The sequence below is a fragment of the Flavobacterium sp. Flavsp81 genome (assembly GCF_059491325.1).
This window is the reverse complement of the sequence record NZ_CP168505.1, coordinates 2,751,089-2,767,858: the sequence shown is the minus strand read 5'-3', so window position 1 is coordinate 2,767,858 and position 16,770 is coordinate 2,751,089. Positions and strand designations below refer to the sequence as shown.

Below are 16,770 nucleotides of genomic sequence, written 5' to 3'. Positions count from 1 at the left end.
ATGAAAACAGTTAGAATAATTCCCAGATTAGATATAAAAGGGCCAAATTTAGTTAAAGGAATTCATTTGGAAGGGTTGAGAGTTTTAGGAAAGCCAGCTGATTTTGCTAAATATTATTATGAGCAAGGTGCAGATGAATTAATGTTTATGGATGTTGTTGCTTCTTTATATGAAAGAAATAGCCTTCATGATATTATTTTAGAAACTTCAAAGAAAATATTTATACCAATTACTGTTGGTGGTGGATTAAGATCAATTTCGGATATCAAAGAAGTTTTAAGAGTGGGAGCTGATAAGGTATGTTTAAATACTGCTGCAATAAAAAATCCACAACTAATAAAAGATGCATCCAGAATGTTTGGTTCATCTACTATAGTAGTTGCTATTGAAGCAATAAAAGAAAGTGATGGCAAGTACCTTGCATACACAGATAATGGTAGAGAATATACAGGTATTGATGTTTTTGAATGGGCTCAAAGGGTTGATGAATTAGGTGCAGGAGAAATAGTTATAACCTCTGTTGATAGAGAAGGTACAGGTCAAGGGTATGACTTGGATTTAATTTCTAAAATTACAAGTTTGGTAAGTATTCCAGTTATTGCTCATGGTGGAGCTGGTAAGCAAGATCATGTAGTAGATGTTCTTAAAGAAGGCAACATAAGTTCAGCAATGATATCTTCCTTGTTTCATTATCATTTTATAAAAGAAAATGAATCTAAGGCTTCTTCCCTAGAGGGAAATGTTGAATTTTTAAATCAAAAAAGAAGCTTCCATACTTTTGAGCCTTGTTCTATTGAAGATGTTAAAAAAAGATTAATTAGCAACCATATAGATTGTAGATTATAATGGAAAATAGTAAAAGTAATGTAATAATTATTGATTATCAGTTGGGAAATCTTTTTAGTGTTAAACAAGCGTGTGATACTATTGGCATTAATGCTAAAATTAGTTCTAACAAACAGGACATTTTAAATGCAGACGCTTTAATTCTCCCTGGTGTAGGTGCATTTATAGAAGCAATGAATAATTTAAAAAAGTTTCAGCTTGATATTGCAATACAAGAAAAAGTTAAAAATGGGACACCTATCTTTGGAATATGTCTTGGTCAGCAATTACTTTTTACAGAAAGTGAAGAGTTTGGAGCTGGGCGGGGATTAGATTTAATTTCGGGAGTTATTAAAAGATTTCCGGAAAGTTTAGAAGGGAGAATGATAAAAGTACCACATATTGCATGGAATACTATATATAAATTTAAGAAAGACTGGAATGAATCAGCACTGTCTGAATTAGGAAACCATGATTTCATGTACTTTATTCATTCCTATTATGTAAAACCTGTGGATGATTCTTGCATTTTAACAAAAACAAATTATGATGGCGTTGAATTTTGTTCATCCATTTTGAAAAACAATATTTTCGCAACTCAATTTCATCCAGAGAAAAGTGCGGATAAAGGAATATCTATTTATAAAAATTGGGCTCTAATTAATAATTTATTATAATGTCAGAAAATAAAAAAAGAGAGGCATATTATGGCCTTCCTCAAGAAGTAAGCTTTTGTACGAAGTGTGTTATGTCAAATCAAAGGCCTACATCAGCTATTGAATTTAAGCATACTAAAGATAGTAAAAAAACAACCATGAATTTTGATGAACATGGTGTTTGCGATGCATGTAGAACTGCCGAAATCAAAGATAATATTGATTGGGGTATGCGAGAAGAAGAATTGGTAAAACTTTTGGATAAGCATCGAAAAAATGATGGTTCTTATGATTGTTTAGTCCCAGGTAGTGGTGGAAAAGATAGTGCATATCAGGCACATGTTTTGAAATACAAATATAACATGAATCCATTAACGGTAACATGGCCACCAATATTGTATACTGATTACGGATTGAAAAATTGGAGAAACTGGCTAGATAGTGGTTTTGATAATGTGTCTTTTTATCGAAATGGTAAGGTTATGAAATTATTAACTAAACTGTCAATTGAAAATTTATTACATCCATTTCAGACTTTTATTTTAGGTCAAAAAAATTTAGCTCCTAAAATTGCTGCACAACAAGGAATCAATTTGATTTTTTATGGAGAAAATGAAGCCGAATATGGAAATCCATTGGCTGATAACATGAGTTCGTTAAGAGATAAATCATATTTTAGTTTCGAACACTTAGATGAAGTATTTTTGGCAGGTGTTTCAATCAAAGAACTAATGGAGAAATATGATGTTAGATTAAGTGATTTAATGGCTTATTTACCACCAAAAGTGGAAGAACTTGAAAGAGCAAATATTGAGGTTCATTACTTAGGATATTATCTAAAATGGACTCCACAAGAAGTTTATTATTATGCTGTTGAAAATACAGGATTTAAAGCAAGACCACATAGAACCCAAGGTACTTTTAGTAAATATAGCGGTATTGATGATAAAATTGATGATTTGCACTTTTATACGACATATATAAAATTTGGTATAGGAAGAGCTACATATGATGCTTCACAGGAAATTAGAAATAGACATCTTACTAGAGAAGAAGGAGTAGCATTAGTAAACCGCTTTGACGGAGAATTCCCTGATAGATATTTTAATGATGTAATGGAGTATATTGGTATGGAACCGGAATACTTTCATGAATTGTGCGATAAATTCAGATCTCCACATTTATGGGACAAAGATGAAGCGGGAAATTGGAAATTGAGACATAATGTTGCGGGAAAAGGTTTAGAAGATTAAATAAAGTCTAACTTAAAAAAAATGATAAGTTTAATTGAGACATGATTTTATGCCTCAAATTTAAACGATAGAATAAATGAATTTATTTAAATCTTTCTCGCTATATACAGCAGCTTCTTTTATTGAAAGAGGATTGGCATTTTTTCTGCTTCCAGTATTTACATTCTATTTAACACCAAAGGATTTTGGCTCTTTAGCATTAATTACATCTATTTTTAGTTTCACATTGCCCCTAATTACTTTAGGAATTCAAGGGGCAATTTCAGTAAACTATTTTAATGGTAATAAGGATAATTATCCTAGTTATTTTACTTCTTCTATTTTTCCTCCCTTATTAATTACATTTTGTTTAGTAATATTAATTTTAATATTTAAGGTTTCACTAGAGAGTTATTTAGAATTATCTGTTTTATGGATAATGTGTATTCCTATATTTTGTTTTTTGTCTTTTTTTAATTCATTATTATTAATTGATTATCAAATAAAGAATGAACCAATAAAATATATATCTTATAGCCTTTTCAATTCAGGATTAAACATTTTAATTTCCTTATTACTTGTAATCATATTTAAATATGGGTACATGGGAAGATTAATTGGTCAGTATTCTTCAATTTTTTTATTATTTATAGCTGCAATCTATATACTATACAAAAAAAGAAAACTTCTGGTAAAAAGCATTACCTGGATCAACATGAAAGATTCTTTGTCTTTTGGCCTGCCATTAGTTCCTCATATAATTGGCGGTATGGTTATCAATATGTCCGACAGATTGTTTATAGATCATTTTTGTGGAAAAGAGCAATTGGGTATATATAACATTGGATACGTTTTAGGTTCGGCAATATCAATTTTATGTAGTGCTTTTGCTAATGCAATTATACCTTTCAGCTATGAATTATTTTCAATAGATACATATGAAGCTAAAGCAAAAGTGGTCAAAGTCTATTGGTTATTTATTGGGTTAATGATCATGATAGTTTTTTGTGTTTGGCTTTTTACTCCATTAGTTTTTAGGTGGTTTATTGATGATAATTTCTCAACCGGATCAAAATATGTTATATGGATAACATTAGGTTATTTTTTTCAGGGATTATATTTGTTGTTTGCGAATATAATTTTTTATCTGAAAAAGACGAAAGTATTTTTTTATTTATCCTTTGTTAATATACTTATTAATGTAAGTCTTAATTATTTTTTGATTCCTATTTTAGGCCCAATGGGTGCGGCATATGCAACTTTTATTAGCTTTTTTGTCTTTTTTATAACTATTGCAATTTATAGTAATAAAGTGTATCCGTTACCCTGGCTTAGTACTTTTGTAAAAATTAAAGATAGAATATGAAATCTTTTATAATGTCCCTAATAGCTAAAATATTTTCAAAGTGTAAAGATTGTTATCAATTGGAAATATATAAAAATTACAGAAAAAAATATACTATAGATAAATCATTTAACTTTAATGGTGAAGGAATTTTGATGTATGGAGATGGTAAAATAATTATAGAGAAGAATAGCTATATAGGTCGGTTTTCATTACTACAAGTTTCAGGAGAAGCCAGTGTCTCAATTGGAGAGAATTGTAGTATTGGGCCTTTTTTTAAAGTTTGGACACATAGCTCAGAAGTAGATGCAGATTTTAATTTTAAAGATCAAATTAAGCCGAGAGTCGGTAGCGTAGTTATTAAAGATGCAGTTTGGATAGGAGCAAATGTTCTTGTGTCACCTGGAATTACTATAGGGAGTAATACTATTATCGGAACAAACTCAGTGGTTACTAAAGATGTTCCTGATTATGCAATTGTTGGAGGGGTACCAGCAAAAATTATTCGTTTCAAAGATATAAAATAATGATATATTTTCTTGTAAATAACGATTACCATCTGCATTTAGATATGAAATTGGCAAAACAATTATCATCTCATAAATTAGGATTAATTCAAATACCATATTCTCTCAATGTAATAGATGATAGTGATTTATTTTTGAAAATTTACCATTATCCCGATAGATTAATTGCATCATTAAAAGGGTTACTTGTAAATGCGAAGAAATTTAAAAGTATCTTGAAAAAAGTAGATGATGAATTAGCCATCGATAATAACGATACACTTCTTGTTCATACTGAAATGGATTTGTTAAATCAGCATATTATACAAAAATTTCATAAAGCAGGAGCAAAGATTTTTTTACTTGAAGATGGTACTGCAACCATGTGTTATTTCAATATGCAAATAGGTAAAATTGCAAGAAAAGATAAAATCAGAGCTTTTTTACTTAAATACTTTTTCAATTTCAAATTAATCGAGATTAAAAAATATGGTGTTGAAACTCTTCCAGTAATGAAAGATTACATTTTTAATGGAGTGATTGTAAACTATGGTAATAGTATAAAACGTGATATTCCACTATATAAGCTTAACTTGGTAGAAGAACCTATTAACATATTGTATGAACATGGGGCGATTTTTTTTAATCAGCCTCAATATTTATGGTTTCTCACAGAAAAAGAGTATGTAAAATATATTGATGACTTACTTATAATTTCGTGTAATTTTTCTCCTTTTTATTTTAAATTCCATCCTTCTGATACTAAAGAAATAATATTACAAATAAAAAAAGTTATAAAGGAAAAATATTCTAATATTATAATTATTTCAGAAAATGATATTGCAGAAAACATTATTATAAAATATCCTGTTCAATATTCTATAACATTCAACTCAACGGCAACATTTAATTTGATGGAAAAAGGAATAATACCAATTTTTTTAAATAACATGTTCAATAAATTATTTCCTGATGATTCATTTTACACTTTTGGACATTTTTTGAAGAGTATAAATTGTCAATCTCCTGAAAAAATTGAAGATATTAAAATTGGTTTTTGTGCTTTTAAAAATTCAATTAATGATTCCGATGAGTTTTCCATAATCGATATAATTAATAAATAATAATGATTAGTATAATTACAGTTGTCAGAAATGGCGTTTCAACTTTAGAAGAAAGTATACTGAGTGTGCTTAATCAAAATTATAAGGATTTTGAATATATTATCGTTGATGGTGTTTCAACAGATGGTACTCTGAATGTTTTAAATAAATATGAAGGAAAAATAAAATTTATATCAGAACCTGATAATGGAGTTTATGATGCAATGAATAAAGGTATAGCTTTGGCACAAGGAAATTGGATTTATTTTTTAGGTTGCGATGATATTTTATATAGTGAATCAACATTATCTAATGTGTTTTCGATAAGTAATTATGATGATTACGATGTGATATATGGTAATGTTTTGTTTAAGCAATCAAATAAGATATTTGATGGTAAATTTGATCACGAAAAAATGGTAAATAGAAGTATTTGTCATCAAGCAATATTCTATAGGAGAGAGGTATTTGAAAAACAAGGAACTTTTAGCACAGAGTATAAATCAGCTTCGGATTATATATTTAATATAAAACTTTATTGTTTAAACAGTTCTAAATGGCTTTATATTGATAAAATTATTGCAATTTATAATGAGTTAGGTATAAGTCAAAATATCGAAAAAAAGTACCACGATAACAGCTTTGCTATCAGATATGATAATTTTAGACTTTTGAATTCAAAATTTATATTGTCAAAAATTTTCTGGTCTTCTTTTTTTAGATATTATAAAACTCATGAAAAAAAGGATTCAATGAAATACCTTTCCTTAATTTTTAAGGATGTTGGTCTTTTAAGTTTAATTGTAAATTTATTTGTTTTAATTAAAAAAAAATATATGCATGGTTCGTAAAACTTTGCAGTTTATAAAAAATAATAAGCCATTAATATTATTATGGATTACTTTAACAAGTACAGCTCCTTTTATATTTTATTCATGGCCAGGACATCCTTATAAAATACTGACATTTACAGGATTGTTTTTTATGACTGTTAAAGTTATGATGAGAAATCAAAAACAAATTTTTGATTTTAAAATATTATCAATCATTTTTTTTCAAATAATTTATTATGTTTTTGCAAGTTTGTACCATAATGATTTTTCAAATTTAAATCTCTGCGTTCAGCTAGTATCACTTTTTATAATTGTTACTTATATTAATGGTTTTATAGGGTTCGAAAAATTTGTAAAATCTTATATCTATATTATTTTGGCGATGGGAATCGGAGGAACATTCATTTTTTTTGCTCACTTATTTGTTGGTGTCAAACCTTTATTTGAAGTTCAATATTCTGAATCAGGAACATCATATTTTTTATGGCTAACGACGTCTAATTTTTATTTTAATGTTTCTAATATACGGGTTTTAAGATATTCTGGTTTTTTTGATGAACCTGGTACTTTTGCCTTATTTTCATTTTTTGCCATAATTCTGAATAAGATATATTTTAAAAATAAAAAGATGGAATTAGGATTAATTATTTTAACTGTATTTACTTTATCTGTAGCATTTTATATTTCTATCATAGTTTACTTCTTATTTTTTTATATAACCCGGTCAAATTTTATAAATATTATAATAATTGCAACTATGTTAGGTGTTGCTTCCTTTTATATAATTAGCAACAAGGAAGACGAATCTATAAGTAAAGTGTATGATTTTACTTTTAAAAGGTTTGAAATGGACGATTCAGGACTTGCGGGAAACAATCGCACACCTTTGATTGAACATGATAAAGGTGTTTTTTATAATTACCCAATATTGGGTTCTGGAAAAACAAAAGAAGAAATTTATGGGTCAAATTTGTTTTCTGTATTTGCTCAATACGGCGTGTTTGGTTCCTTATTTTACTATGCTTTTTTAATATATTTTAGTTGTCAAATTATGTTGATGAATAAAAAAGACATTTTTTTTTACTTAAAAATTTTATTATTAATACTTTTAAATTTTTATTCAAGACCAGAAATGTCGTCTGTATTTACACTTTTGATTTTTATTTCTATTATTTATTATGTAAGATATAAAGGAATTTTAGATAGAATGGTACCATATCCTGTTGAGGAACAAATTAATTAGTCAAATAGCTATTTCAAATAATGACATTTCCAAAAATTACAATTATAACAGCATCATTTAATTCAGAAAAAACAATTGTTGATACCATTGAGTCTGTTTTAAACCAATCATATGAGAATATTGAATATTTGATAATTGATGGTAAGTCGACTGATAAAACAATGGAGATAATTAAAAGTTATGAAGGTTTATTTAATGGACGATTGACGTTTATTTCTGAAAAGGATAAAGGGATATACGATGCATGGAATAAAGGACTGAAACTTTCTACCGGAGATTGGATTTCATTTATCGGGAGTGATGATATATTATTAGAAGATTCAATTTTAGAATATGTAAAATCAATTAATAAAAATCCAGGTTTAAATTTTATATCTTCAAAAATGATGCTTGTAAAAGAAAATTTGGAACCAATTAGAGTAACTGGAAAACCATGGAGTGTAAAAATGAAAACTTATAATTGTATTGCACATGTTGGCTGTTTACAACATAAAAGCTTATTTCAGCATACTAATAATTTTAATACTGATTATAAAATTGCAGGGGATTATGATTTTCTATTAAAATGCTCAGATATTATTGCTCCATACTTTTTACCAATAATAACGGTAAAGGTAAGGGAAGGCGGTGTTAGTGCCAGTCAAATTTTTCGTGTAGCTGATGAAGTTTTAAAATTAAAGTTGTCAAATAAAAGTAGAGCCAATTTTTTGTGTTATGTAGATTATATAATAATGATTTGTAAATATTATTTTAGAACTAAAATAATTAACTATTTAGTTTCTATAAAGTTATAAATAAAGTAAAATGAAATTGCTGATAAATTGTTCCACTTTAAGTAGTACAGGTGTAACGCAAGTTGCAGTATCTTTTATTACTGAATGCATATATATCCCATTAAATGATTATCATATTTTTTTGAGTAAAACAGTTCTAAGTCAAATAAATAAAGAACAATTTCCAGCAAATTTCTTTTTTTATAATATTGACTCGCATCCTTTATATGGAATTAAAGGTTTTTTTATTCGTATGAAACTCAGAAAATTAGAATCTCAAATAAATCCTGATTGTGTTTTTAGTGTTTTTGGACCTTCATGGTGGACGCCAAAGAAACCTCATTTAATGGGTTTTGCAAACTCTCATTTTATCTACAATGATTCGCCTTATTTTAAGAATATTTCTTTGATTGAAAAATTTAAAGTGAAAATTTTTAAAATAATTCATGTTTATTTTTTAAAACGTAATGGTAATTATTTTGTAAGTGAAACTGAGGATGTTTCTTCTCGATTAGCAGAGCTCTTAAAATGTAATAAAGAAAATGTTTTTACAGTAACAAACACTTTTAATGATTATTTTAATCATTTTACAGTTTCTGATATTAAAATTCTTCCTCAAAAAAGTGATAAAGAATTTCGTTTTTTAAGTTTGTGCTCGTTTGCTACACATAAAAATCTTGTAATATTAAATAAAATTGTTCCGTTGTTAAAAAATATGAAACTAAAAATAAATATAAAATTTGTCTTGACAATAGATGAAAGTTTATTTCAAAAATATTTTAATGAAGAAGCAAAAGAAAGTATAATAAATATTGGAAGAGTTGATGTTGCAATGTGTCCAAAATTGTATTATGAATGTGATTCCCTTTTTTTGCCTACAACACTAGAGTGTTTGTCAGCTAATTATCCAGAAGCAATGAAAATGAAAAAACCAATTTTAACCTCAAATCTGCCTTTTGCTAAAACTGTATGCAAAGATGCTGCATTATATTTTGATCCATATAATGAAAATGAAATTGTTTCTAAAATAATAATGCTTGTTAATAATCGAGAAATTAGGGAAGATTTAATAAGAAACGGAGAAAAGAATTTAGCTTCATTTTTAACTTCAAAAAAGAGAACAGAGAAATATTTACAAATTTGTAATAGTATAAAAGGGTCATAAAAAAAGATTCTTCACATTTTGTTATCGAATACTTAAGTTTACTTTCTAAGATAAAAAAGGGTATATTTTCTTTTGTAATGTATTAATTTAAGTTTTAATATTATTCTCTAAAATTCATTATAAATTATTTTTAATTTAAAGAAATAAAAAATAATTTATAAAATCAATGAACAGCTCTCTTCTAGAAGCACAAATTTTAATTTAGAATGTTAATAACTGCAAGCATTGTTCTTTATCATAATGATACATCTGAACTTAAAAAAACTATTGTTAGTGTTTTAAACACAAAACAAAGAATAAGACTATATCTGATTGATAATTCTAAATCAGATAATCTAAGGATTTTTCAAAATTTTGATAATAGAATAGAATATATTCATAATCCCTCCAATCCTGGATTTGGTGCAGCACATAATATTGCCATAAAAAAAGCAATGGAAAACGAGGTGAAATATCATTTTATAGTTAATCCAGATATTTATTTTGACACTGATGTAATTTCATCAATGGTATCTTATGTTGTGAATGATCAAAACATAGGGATGATGATGCCTCAAATTTTAAATTTGGATGGTAGCGTGCAGAATTTACCCAAGCTGTTACCTAGCCCATTAAGTATATTGTTGAGAAAATTAAAAAGGCCAAATAAGGCTTATAAAAAATTTATTAATCGTTATGAATTGAGGAAAGTGCCTGAAAAAATAATTTATAATGCTCCGGTTCTTTCTGGATGTTTCACTTTATTAAACTTAGAAGCAATAAAAAGGGTAGGTGGATATGATGACAAGTTTTTTATGTATTTTGAAGACTGGGATTTATCTCGTAGAATCCATCAGCATTACAAAACAATTTATTTTCCTTTAGTCTCTGTTTATCACGGATACGAATCTGGAGCAAATAAAAACGGTAAATTGTTTAAAATATTTATAACTTCTGCTATGACGTATTTTAATAAATGGGGATGGTTTTTTGATTCTGAAAAAAATGAAATTAATAATAAAGCATTATCTCAATTTAAATAATGAAAATAGCAATAACTGGTGCTTCTGGATTTGTCGGTCTAAATTTATTTGATTATTTAAAAAATGACTATGATTTGAAACTAATGAGTGTTCGTTATAAAATTGATCAAAGTTTCGATATTCAGGAAAACGGGATTATACATTTAGCAGGTAAAGCGCATGATATTAAAAATGTTTCAAATCCTAAAGAATATTATGAAGCTAATTTTGAATTAACAAAACAAATATTTGATGCTTTTTTAGATTCTAAAGCTACTTTATTTATATTTATGAGTACTGTAAAAGCGGTTGCAGATGAAGTCGATGGAGTTTTAACAGAAGAATGCTTACCAAGACCTAAGACACATTATGGTATTTCTAAAAGACAAGCTGAAGAATATATTTTAAGCAGAAATATAGCAAGCGAAAAAAAGGTTTTTATTATTAGACCATGTATGATTCATGGTATTGGGAATAAAGGTAATCTAAATCTATTATATCAATTAGTTGCTAAAGGATTCCCATGGCCATTGGGCGCTTTTGATAATAAACGTTCTTTTTTAAGTGTAGAAAACCTTTGTTTTATAATTAAAGAATTATTAGAGAATAAGGATGTTCCTAATGGTATTTATCATATGGCCGATGATGATTCATTATCAACTAACGAAGTGATTCGATTAATAGGAATCAACTTAGGTAAAAAAAACAAAATTTGGAAGATTCCAACTATTTTAATAAAAAGTATGGCTAAATTAGGTAATTATTTGCACTTGACATTGAATACAGAAAGAATGCAAAAATTGACAGGAAGTTACATTGTTAGTAATGCAAAAATTAAAAAAGAAATAAAAAAACAACTTCCAGTTTCAGTCAAAGAAGGACTTATTAAAACGATAAATTCTTTTAAAATTAATAAATAATTGAAAGAATGATATTTAAGAATTACTTGATAATACAAATAATTAGTTGTTATTTAAATAATTTATTACATATGGCGAACAAATAACGGAAAATATGTTTTTTTATATTTTATTGGTTATTATAGTACTGGCTTTGTTCTTTGTTAGTTATTACTATCCAAGTACAGAAAAAATCATTAGTCTAAGTCTTTTTATTGTCATGATTTTTATTGGAGGATTTAGAGACAGAATAGGTTGGGATTATAATAGTTATGTTCACTGGTATCTTAATGGAAATAGGGATAATGATGTAGAGTTTGGATTTCTAGTTATTATGAAAGTGTTCAGGTATTTTAATCTTGATTATACATTTCTTTTTTTCTTTTTTTCTTTTTTTACTTACCTTTTTGCTTATTTAGGCATCAGAAAATACACTAAAAAAAGTACTCTTCCGTTAGTGCTTTATTTTATGATTCCGGTTTTGTTTTTATATTCATTTACCTATATAAGACAATTTTTGTCGGTTACTATTGCTTTTTATGCTTTTAGTTTTTTATTGGAAAAGCGATATTGGAGTTATTTTTTATTAATGATATTAGGTATCTCAATTCATTACAGTTGTTTAATTCCTTGTGTAGTTTTTTTAATAGTATTTAAATGGGGAAGATGTATGAAAATTCGTTATTTATATGTATCAATGATGATTTCATTTATTGTGTCACAAATTGGAATTATTCATTTGCTGAATCTTTTTTTAAAAGATTCACATTACCTATTTTACGTTTCAAGTAAATTTGCTGTTCCAGTTCCCTTGATGAAGTTACTATTACTAAATGTTACGGGTTTGATTGTTTTGTGGTATTATGATAAATATGAATTTCAATTAACAAATCAAAAATATTTGTTATTAGCCTACTTGTTTTCAATTATTTTTGTAAATATCTTTTCTGAATCTACAGAGTTGACTAGAATTTATATTTATTTTAGAATTTTTGAAATACTTCTGGTTTCCGAAATTATTTTTTATGCATTATTAAATAAAAAATTCTGGCTAACAAGTTTCATATGTTGCTTTTATATATTTCCTTTTTTTAGAGCAATAAAAATAGATGGTGAAAAACAAAAATATGAAGAGCAGAAATTAATTCCATATAAGTCTGTATTGTTTAAAAAAAGTATTTAAATAATATAAAAATAGAATAGTGAATTTTAAACATAAATAATGGAGTATACAATACTGGGCTTTCTTTTAATAATTTTAATGTTACTTTATTTTAAAGTAGCTGATCATTTTAATATTATTGATAAACCTAATCAAAGAAGCTCTCATACTGAAATCACTTTACGCGGAGGAGGGATTATCTTTTGGTTTTCGGCATTGCTTTATTTTGCACAATATATTCAAAATAATTATTTTTTCTTTATCGGAATTACATTAGTGAGCTTAGTTAGCTTTTGGGATGATATTCAGAATTTGTCAAATAAGATTAGAATTTCGATTCATTTTTTGGCTATTACTTTGATTTTTTATGATTTAGAGATTTTTAATTCAATTACTCTTTTAGGAATTTTATTGACTTATATTATAGCTGTTGGGTTAATAAATGTCTATAATTTTATGGATGGTATAAACGGTATAACAGGTTTATATACTTTGGTAGTAATGGGGTCATTATTATATGTAAATAAAAATATTCAGCTATTTACAGATGGGAATTTTATAAAATATGCTATGATTGCCAGTTTGGTTTTTCTTTTTTTTAATTATAGAAAAAAAGCTAAATGTTTTGCAGGAGATGTTGGTAGTATAGCAATTGCTTTTTGGGTCATTTATTTGGTTTTGAAACTTATTTTAGTAACAAATTCAGTCATTTGGCTTTTATTTTTAGCTGTTTATGGAGCAGATGCTTGTTGTACTATTTTACATCGGTTGTACTTAAGACAAAATATTTTTGAGGCTCATCGCTTGCATTTATATCAGGTTTTGAGCAACGAATATAAAATTCAACACAGATTAGTTGCTCTATATTATGCAGTTGCTCAAGTAATAGTTTCAGTTGTGGTTGTGTTTTTATATAATAAAGTTCAGAACGTAATCTTATTTATAATTGTTATTCTTCCTTTACTTCTGATTTATATTCTGAAATTTTATTTGTTAAATAAAACCAATTTAAAATTAAATTCATGAGTCATAAAATAATTTACGGAGCAAATTTCTCCGACCATCGGGGAACCATTTCTTATGTAAATGATTTTAGTTTTAGGGATATTGAAAGATTTTATATAATAAGCAATTCTGATCAAAATCCTATACGTGCATGGCAAGGGCATAAATTAGACGCTAAAAATTTTTATTGTTTAAGCGGGTCCTTTAAAATTCATTTTGTGAAAATTGATAATTGGGAATGTCCTTCAAAGAATTTGAATATTGAAACTATAATTGTTAATGCTTCAGAAAGTAAGATAGTTCATGTTCCGGCAGGCTATGCCAATGCAATAGAATCATTAGAGACAAACTCGAAATTAATATCATTTTCGACCTTGCCATTAGCAAAGGTTGGCGATGATGATATTCGTTATACTGCAGATTATTGGAAAATTAATGGATAATAAACGAATTTTTTTATCCTTGTCACAACAAAGTGGTTTTGAACAAAAATATATTCAGAAAGCACTTGATGATAATTGGATAACTTCAGGAGGACCAAATGTAAATGATTTTGAAAAGGTACTGGAAAATTATCTTGTTGAAAAATCATTTGTAACTGCTTTAAATTCTGGAACATCTGCAATTCATTTGGCATTGATTTTATTAGGAGTAAAAGCGGGAGATGAGGTTGTTTGCCAAAGTTTAACATTTTCGGCATCAGCTAATCCTATTTTATATCAGGGAGCAATTCCTGTTTTTGTGGATAGCGAGCAGGAAACCTGGAATATATGTCCTGAAAATCTTGAAATTGCAATTCAGGATAGAATCAAAAAGGGTATAAAGCCTAAAGCTATTATTGCTGTTCATTTGTATGGAAATCCATATAAAATTGATGAAGTTCATGCTATTGCAGATCGATATGAAATTCCCATTATTGAAGATAGTGCCGAAGCCCTTGGAAGTTCTTTTAAAGGGAAGAAGTGTGGAACTTTTGGGACTTTTGGAGTTTTTTCTTTTAATGGAAATAAAATTATTACAACTTCCAGTGGTGGGGCTTTAATATCTGATTCAAAATTATTAAAAGACAAGGCAGTTTTTTATGCAACTCAATCTAAGGATGATGCGGTTCATTACCAGCATAGCCAAATTGGATACAATTATAGAATGAGTAATATATGCGCAGGAGTAGGCCTTGGGCAAATTAAAGTTTTAAATGATAATGTTGCTGCCCGTAGAGAAATGCATCTTTTTTATAGAGAAATTTTTGAATCTATTGCGGATGTAGCCCATTTTGAAGTTATAAATGAAAATTATTTTTCTAACTATTGGTTGAATACTATTGTAGTTGAACCAAATACTAAAAAAAATATAAATAGAGAAAATTTAAGGTTTGCTTTTGAAAATAAAAATATTGAGTGCCGTCCGCTTTGGAAACCAATGCATTTGCAACCCGTTTTTTGTGACTATCCGTATTATGGGAATAGAGTAGCTGAAGATTTATTTGAAAAAGGATTATGCCTGCCTTCAGGGACTAATTTAACAGTAGAGGATAAAAATAGAATTAAAAAAGTAATTAATACTTTTTTTAAATAAAGAATGAAATTTAAATGAAAATTGAAGAAACTTTTATAAAAGGTTTAGTAATAATTGAACCAACAGTTTTTGGGGACGAAAGAGGTTATTTTTTTGAATCATATAGTAAAACTAAATTTGAGGCTTTAGGAATAAATATTGAATTTGTTCAGGATAACCAATCTTTTTCTAAAAAAGGGACCTTAAGAGGTCTGCACTACCAAAATCCGCCTTTTGCACAAACTAAATTAGTTCGTGTTTTAGAAGGAGAAATCATAGACGTTGCTGTAGATTTAAGAAAAAACTCTCCAACTTATGGAAAAGCATTTAGTGTCTTATTGTCTGCTGAAAATAAAAAGCAATTATTAGTTCCGCAAGGTTTTGCTCATGGATTTTCTGTTGTTAGCGAGACGGCTTCGGTAATGTATAAATGTGACCAATTTTATAATAAAGCCTCTGAAGGTGGAATTAAATTTAATGATCCGTCATTGAAAATTGATTGGGGAATGGATTTAGAGGAGGCTATTATTTCAGAAAAAGATCAAATTTTACCTTTTATTGAAAATTGTAATAGTTTATTTTAATGAAAAAAATATTAGTAACAGGGGCAAATGGGCAATTAGGTTCTGAACTTTTAGTCTTATCATCAAATTATCTTCAATATAAATGGATTTTTGCAGACAGAACACAAATTACATTAGATAATTTAGAGGTTTTAAAAACACAATTAAACGAAATTAAGCCCAATGTGATTTTAAATTGTGGTGCTTATACAGCAGTTGATAAAGCTGAATCAGAGAAAGATTTAGCATTTACTGTAAATCATTTCGCAGTAGAATTAATTGCAAAATATACTGCAGAAAATAATTCAAAATTGATTCATATTTCAACTGATTATGTGTTTGATGGGGCTTCTTCAGTCGCTTTAAATGAAGAAGCAGAAACAAATCCGATAAATGTATATGGAGCCAGTAAAAGAGCTGGTGAAATAGCATGTTTGAATGAAAATCCGAATTCAATTATTATAAGGACTTCTTGGGTTTATAGTAAGTTTGGAAATAACTTCGTTAAAACAATGCAACGATTGATGCAGGAAAAAGAATCAATTAATGTAGTGAATGATCAAATCGGTTCTCCAACTTATGCAGCTGATTTAGCACAAGCGATGTTGGATATTTTGGAGTCCTCAAATTGGATACCTGGAATCTACAATTATTCAAATGAAGGAGAAATAAGTTGGTATGAGTTTGCGTTGAGCATAAAAGAACTTGGAGGATATAGTTGTAATATTGGAGGAATCCCATCAGCATCTTATCCAACTCCGGCAAAGCGTCCTGAATTTTCATTATTAGATAAGAAAAAAATAAAAACAATTTATAATTTAGATGTGCCGGATTATAAAGAAAGTTTAGAAAAAATGTTTATTAAATAAAAAAGAGGATTTGAAGTTTTCAAAATTTCTAAAAGA

General features: G+C 27.6%; 18 protein-coding genes. All 18 read left to right on the top strand.

What is annotated here, in order from left to right:
- Entirely contained in the window at window positions 1–846 is an 846-nt protein-coding gene (gene hisF / locus ACEN92_RS11555) for an imidazole glycerol phosphate synthase subunit HisF (protein ID WP_495638539.1), read from the top strand.
- The gene (gene hisH, locus ACEN92_RS11550; RefSeq protein WP_495638538.1) at window positions 846–1,502 is read left to right on the top strand and encodes an imidazole glycerol phosphate synthase subunit HisH; all 657 of its coding nucleotides are present in this window, start codon (window positions 846–848) and stop codon (window positions 1,500–1,502) included. The genes hisF and hisH overlap by 1 nt, the downstream gene beginning before the upstream one ends.
- On the top strand, window positions 1,502–2,734 hold the full coding sequence (locus ACEN92_RS11545; protein WP_495638537.1) for an N-acetyl sugar amidotransferase: 1,233 nt from the start codon (window positions 1,502–1,504) through the stop codon (window positions 2,732–2,734). The genes hisH and ACEN92_RS11545 overlap by 1 nt, the downstream gene beginning before the upstream one ends.
- Window positions 2,735–2,810: 76 nt before the next feature.
- A complete protein-coding gene (locus ACEN92_RS11540) occupies window positions 2,811–4,079 on the top strand; it encodes an oligosaccharide flippase family protein (RefSeq protein WP_495638536.1) in 1,269 nt (422 codons plus the stop codon).
- A complete protein-coding gene (locus ACEN92_RS11535; RefSeq protein ID WP_495638535.1) occupies window positions 4,076–4,585 on the top strand; it encodes an acyltransferase in 510 nt (169 codons plus the stop codon). Before ACEN92_RS11540 ends, ACEN92_RS11535 begins: the two co-directional genes overlap by 4 nt.
- Window positions 4,585–5,688, top strand: coding sequence for a polysialyltransferase family glycosyltransferase (locus ACEN92_RS11530; RefSeq protein WP_495638534.1), 1,104 nt, complete (start codon window positions 4,585–4,587; stop codon window positions 5,686–5,688). Before ACEN92_RS11535 ends, ACEN92_RS11530 begins: the two co-directional genes overlap by 1 nt.
- Before the next feature lie 2 nt (window positions 5,689–5,690).
- Window positions 5,691–6,518: a glycosyltransferase family 2 protein gene (locus ACEN92_RS11525; protein WP_495638533.1), complete on the top strand. Its 828-nt coding sequence runs from the start codon at window positions 5,691–5,693 to the stop codon at window positions 6,516–6,518.
- Window positions 6,508–7,743, top strand: a complete 1,236-nt coding sequence (locus tag ACEN92_RS11520) for a hypothetical protein (RefSeq protein ID WP_495638532.1) — start codon at window positions 6,508–6,510, stop codon at window positions 7,741–7,743. Before ACEN92_RS11525 ends, ACEN92_RS11520 begins: the two co-directional genes overlap by 11 nt.
- Before the next feature lie 20 nt (window positions 7,744–7,763).
- Window positions 7,764–8,537 carry a glycosyltransferase family 2 protein gene (locus tag ACEN92_RS11515; RefSeq protein ID WP_495638531.1) on the top strand — a complete coding sequence of 258 codons (774 nt, stop codon included), beginning with the start codon at window positions 7,764–7,766 and terminating at the stop codon, window positions 8,535–8,537.
- 10 nt (window positions 8,538–8,547) lie between these two features.
- On the top strand, window positions 8,548–9,681 hold the full coding sequence (locus tag ACEN92_RS11510) for a glycosyltransferase (protein WP_495638530.1): 1,134 nt from the start codon (window positions 8,548–8,550) through the stop codon (window positions 9,679–9,681).
- Between the two features lie 206 nt (window positions 9,682–9,887).
- On the top strand, window positions 9,888–10,703 hold the full coding sequence (locus tag ACEN92_RS11505; RefSeq protein ID WP_495638529.1) for a glycosyltransferase: 816 nt from the start codon (window positions 9,888–9,890) through the stop codon (window positions 10,701–10,703).
- On the top strand, window positions 10,703–11,602 hold the full coding sequence (locus ACEN92_RS11500; protein ID WP_495638528.1) for an NAD-dependent epimerase/dehydratase family protein: 900 nt from the start codon (window positions 10,703–10,705) through the stop codon (window positions 11,600–11,602). Before ACEN92_RS11505 ends, ACEN92_RS11500 begins: the two co-directional genes overlap by 1 nt.
- 94 nt (window positions 11,603–11,696) lie before the next feature.
- Window positions 11,697–12,764: an EpsG family protein gene (locus ACEN92_RS11495; protein ID WP_495638527.1), complete on the top strand. Its 1,068-nt coding sequence runs from the start codon at window positions 11,697–11,699 to the stop codon at window positions 12,762–12,764.
- A gap of 39 nt (window positions 12,765–12,803) precedes the next feature.
- Complete coding sequence (locus ACEN92_RS11490) at window positions 12,804–13,769, top strand: MraY family glycosyltransferase (RefSeq protein WP_495638526.1); 966 nt, start codon at window positions 12,804–12,806, stop codon at window positions 13,767–13,769.
- Window positions 13,766–14,191: a cupin domain-containing protein gene (locus tag ACEN92_RS11485; protein ID WP_495638525.1), complete on the top strand. Its 426-nt coding sequence runs from the start codon at window positions 13,766–13,768 to the stop codon at window positions 14,189–14,191. Before ACEN92_RS11490 ends, ACEN92_RS11485 begins: the two co-directional genes overlap by 4 nt.
- Window positions 14,184–15,323 (top strand): DegT/DnrJ/EryC1/StrS family aminotransferase, encoded by a 1,140-nt coding sequence (locus ACEN92_RS11480; RefSeq protein WP_495642342.1) that lies wholly within the window; start codon window positions 14,184–14,186, stop codon window positions 15,321–15,323. Before ACEN92_RS11485 ends, ACEN92_RS11480 begins: the two co-directional genes overlap by 8 nt.
- A gap of 14 nt (window positions 15,324–15,337) precedes the next feature.
- Window positions 15,338–15,886 (top strand): dTDP-4-dehydrorhamnose 3,5-epimerase, encoded by a 549-nt coding sequence (gene rfbC / locus ACEN92_RS11475; RefSeq protein ID WP_495638524.1) that lies wholly within the window; start codon window positions 15,338–15,340, stop codon window positions 15,884–15,886.
- Complete coding sequence (gene rfbD / locus ACEN92_RS11470) at window positions 15,886–16,734, top strand: dTDP-4-dehydrorhamnose reductase (protein ID WP_495638523.1); 849 nt, start codon at window positions 15,886–15,888, stop codon at window positions 16,732–16,734. The genes rfbC and rfbD overlap by 1 nt, the downstream gene beginning before the upstream one ends.
- Window positions 16,735–16,770 lie beyond the last annotated feature (36 nt).

Excerpts from the sequence above, each read along its gene's own strand:
- hisF (WP_495638539.1), top strand. The coding sequence starts at position 1 with ATGAAAACAGTTAGAATAATTCCCAGATTAGATATAAAAGGGCCAAAT.
- hisH (WP_495638538.1), top strand. The coding sequence starts at position 846 with ATGGAAAATAGTAAAAGTAATGTAATAATTATTGATTATCAGTTGGGA.
- ACEN92_RS11545 (WP_495638537.1), top strand. The coding sequence starts at position 1,502 with ATGTCAGAAAATAAAAAAAGAGAGGCATATTATGGCCTTCCTCAAGAA.
- ACEN92_RS11540 (WP_495638536.1), top strand. The coding sequence starts at position 2,811 with ATGAATTTATTTAAATCTTTCTCGCTATATACAGCAGCTTCTTTTATT.
- ACEN92_RS11535 (WP_495638535.1), top strand. The coding sequence starts at position 4,076 with ATGAAATCTTTTATAATGTCCCTAATAGCTAAAATATTTTCAAAGTGT.
- ACEN92_RS11530 (WP_495638534.1), top strand. The coding sequence starts at position 4,585 with ATGATATATTTTCTTGTAAATAACGATTACCATCTGCATTTAGATATG.
- ACEN92_RS11525 (WP_495638533.1), top strand. The coding sequence starts at position 5,691 with ATGATTAGTATAATTACAGTTGTCAGAAATGGCGTTTCAACTTTAGAA.
- ACEN92_RS11520 (WP_495638532.1), top strand. The coding sequence starts at position 6,508 with ATGGTTCGTAAAACTTTGCAGTTTATAAAAAATAATAAGCCATTAATA.
- ACEN92_RS11515 (WP_495638531.1), top strand. The coding sequence starts at position 7,764 with ATGACATTTCCAAAAATTACAATTATAACAGCATCATTTAATTCAGAA.
- ACEN92_RS11510 (WP_495638530.1), top strand. The coding sequence starts at position 8,548 with ATGAAATTGCTGATAAATTGTTCCACTTTAAGTAGTACAGGTGTAACG.
- ACEN92_RS11505 (WP_495638529.1), top strand. The coding sequence starts at position 9,888 with ATGTTAATAACTGCAAGCATTGTTCTTTATCATAATGATACATCTGAA.
- ACEN92_RS11500 (WP_495638528.1), top strand. The coding sequence starts at position 10,703 with ATGAAAATAGCAATAACTGGTGCTTCTGGATTTGTCGGTCTAAATTTA.
- ACEN92_RS11495 (WP_495638527.1), top strand. The coding sequence starts at position 11,697 with ATGTTTTTTTATATTTTATTGGTTATTATAGTACTGGCTTTGTTCTTT.
- ACEN92_RS11490 (WP_495638526.1), top strand. The coding sequence starts at position 12,804 with ATGGAGTATACAATACTGGGCTTTCTTTTAATAATTTTAATGTTACTT.
- ACEN92_RS11485 (WP_495638525.1), top strand. The coding sequence starts at position 13,766 with ATGAGTCATAAAATAATTTACGGAGCAAATTTCTCCGACCATCGGGGA.
- ACEN92_RS11480 (WP_495642342.1), top strand. The coding sequence starts at position 14,184 with ATGGATAATAAACGAATTTTTTTATCCTTGTCACAACAAAGTGGTTTT.
- rfbC (WP_495638524.1), top strand. The coding sequence starts at position 15,338 with ATGAAAATTGAAGAAACTTTTATAAAAGGTTTAGTAATAATTGAACCA.
- rfbD (WP_495638523.1), top strand. The coding sequence starts at position 15,886 with ATGAAAAAAATATTAGTAACAGGGGCAAATGGGCAATTAGGTTCTGAA.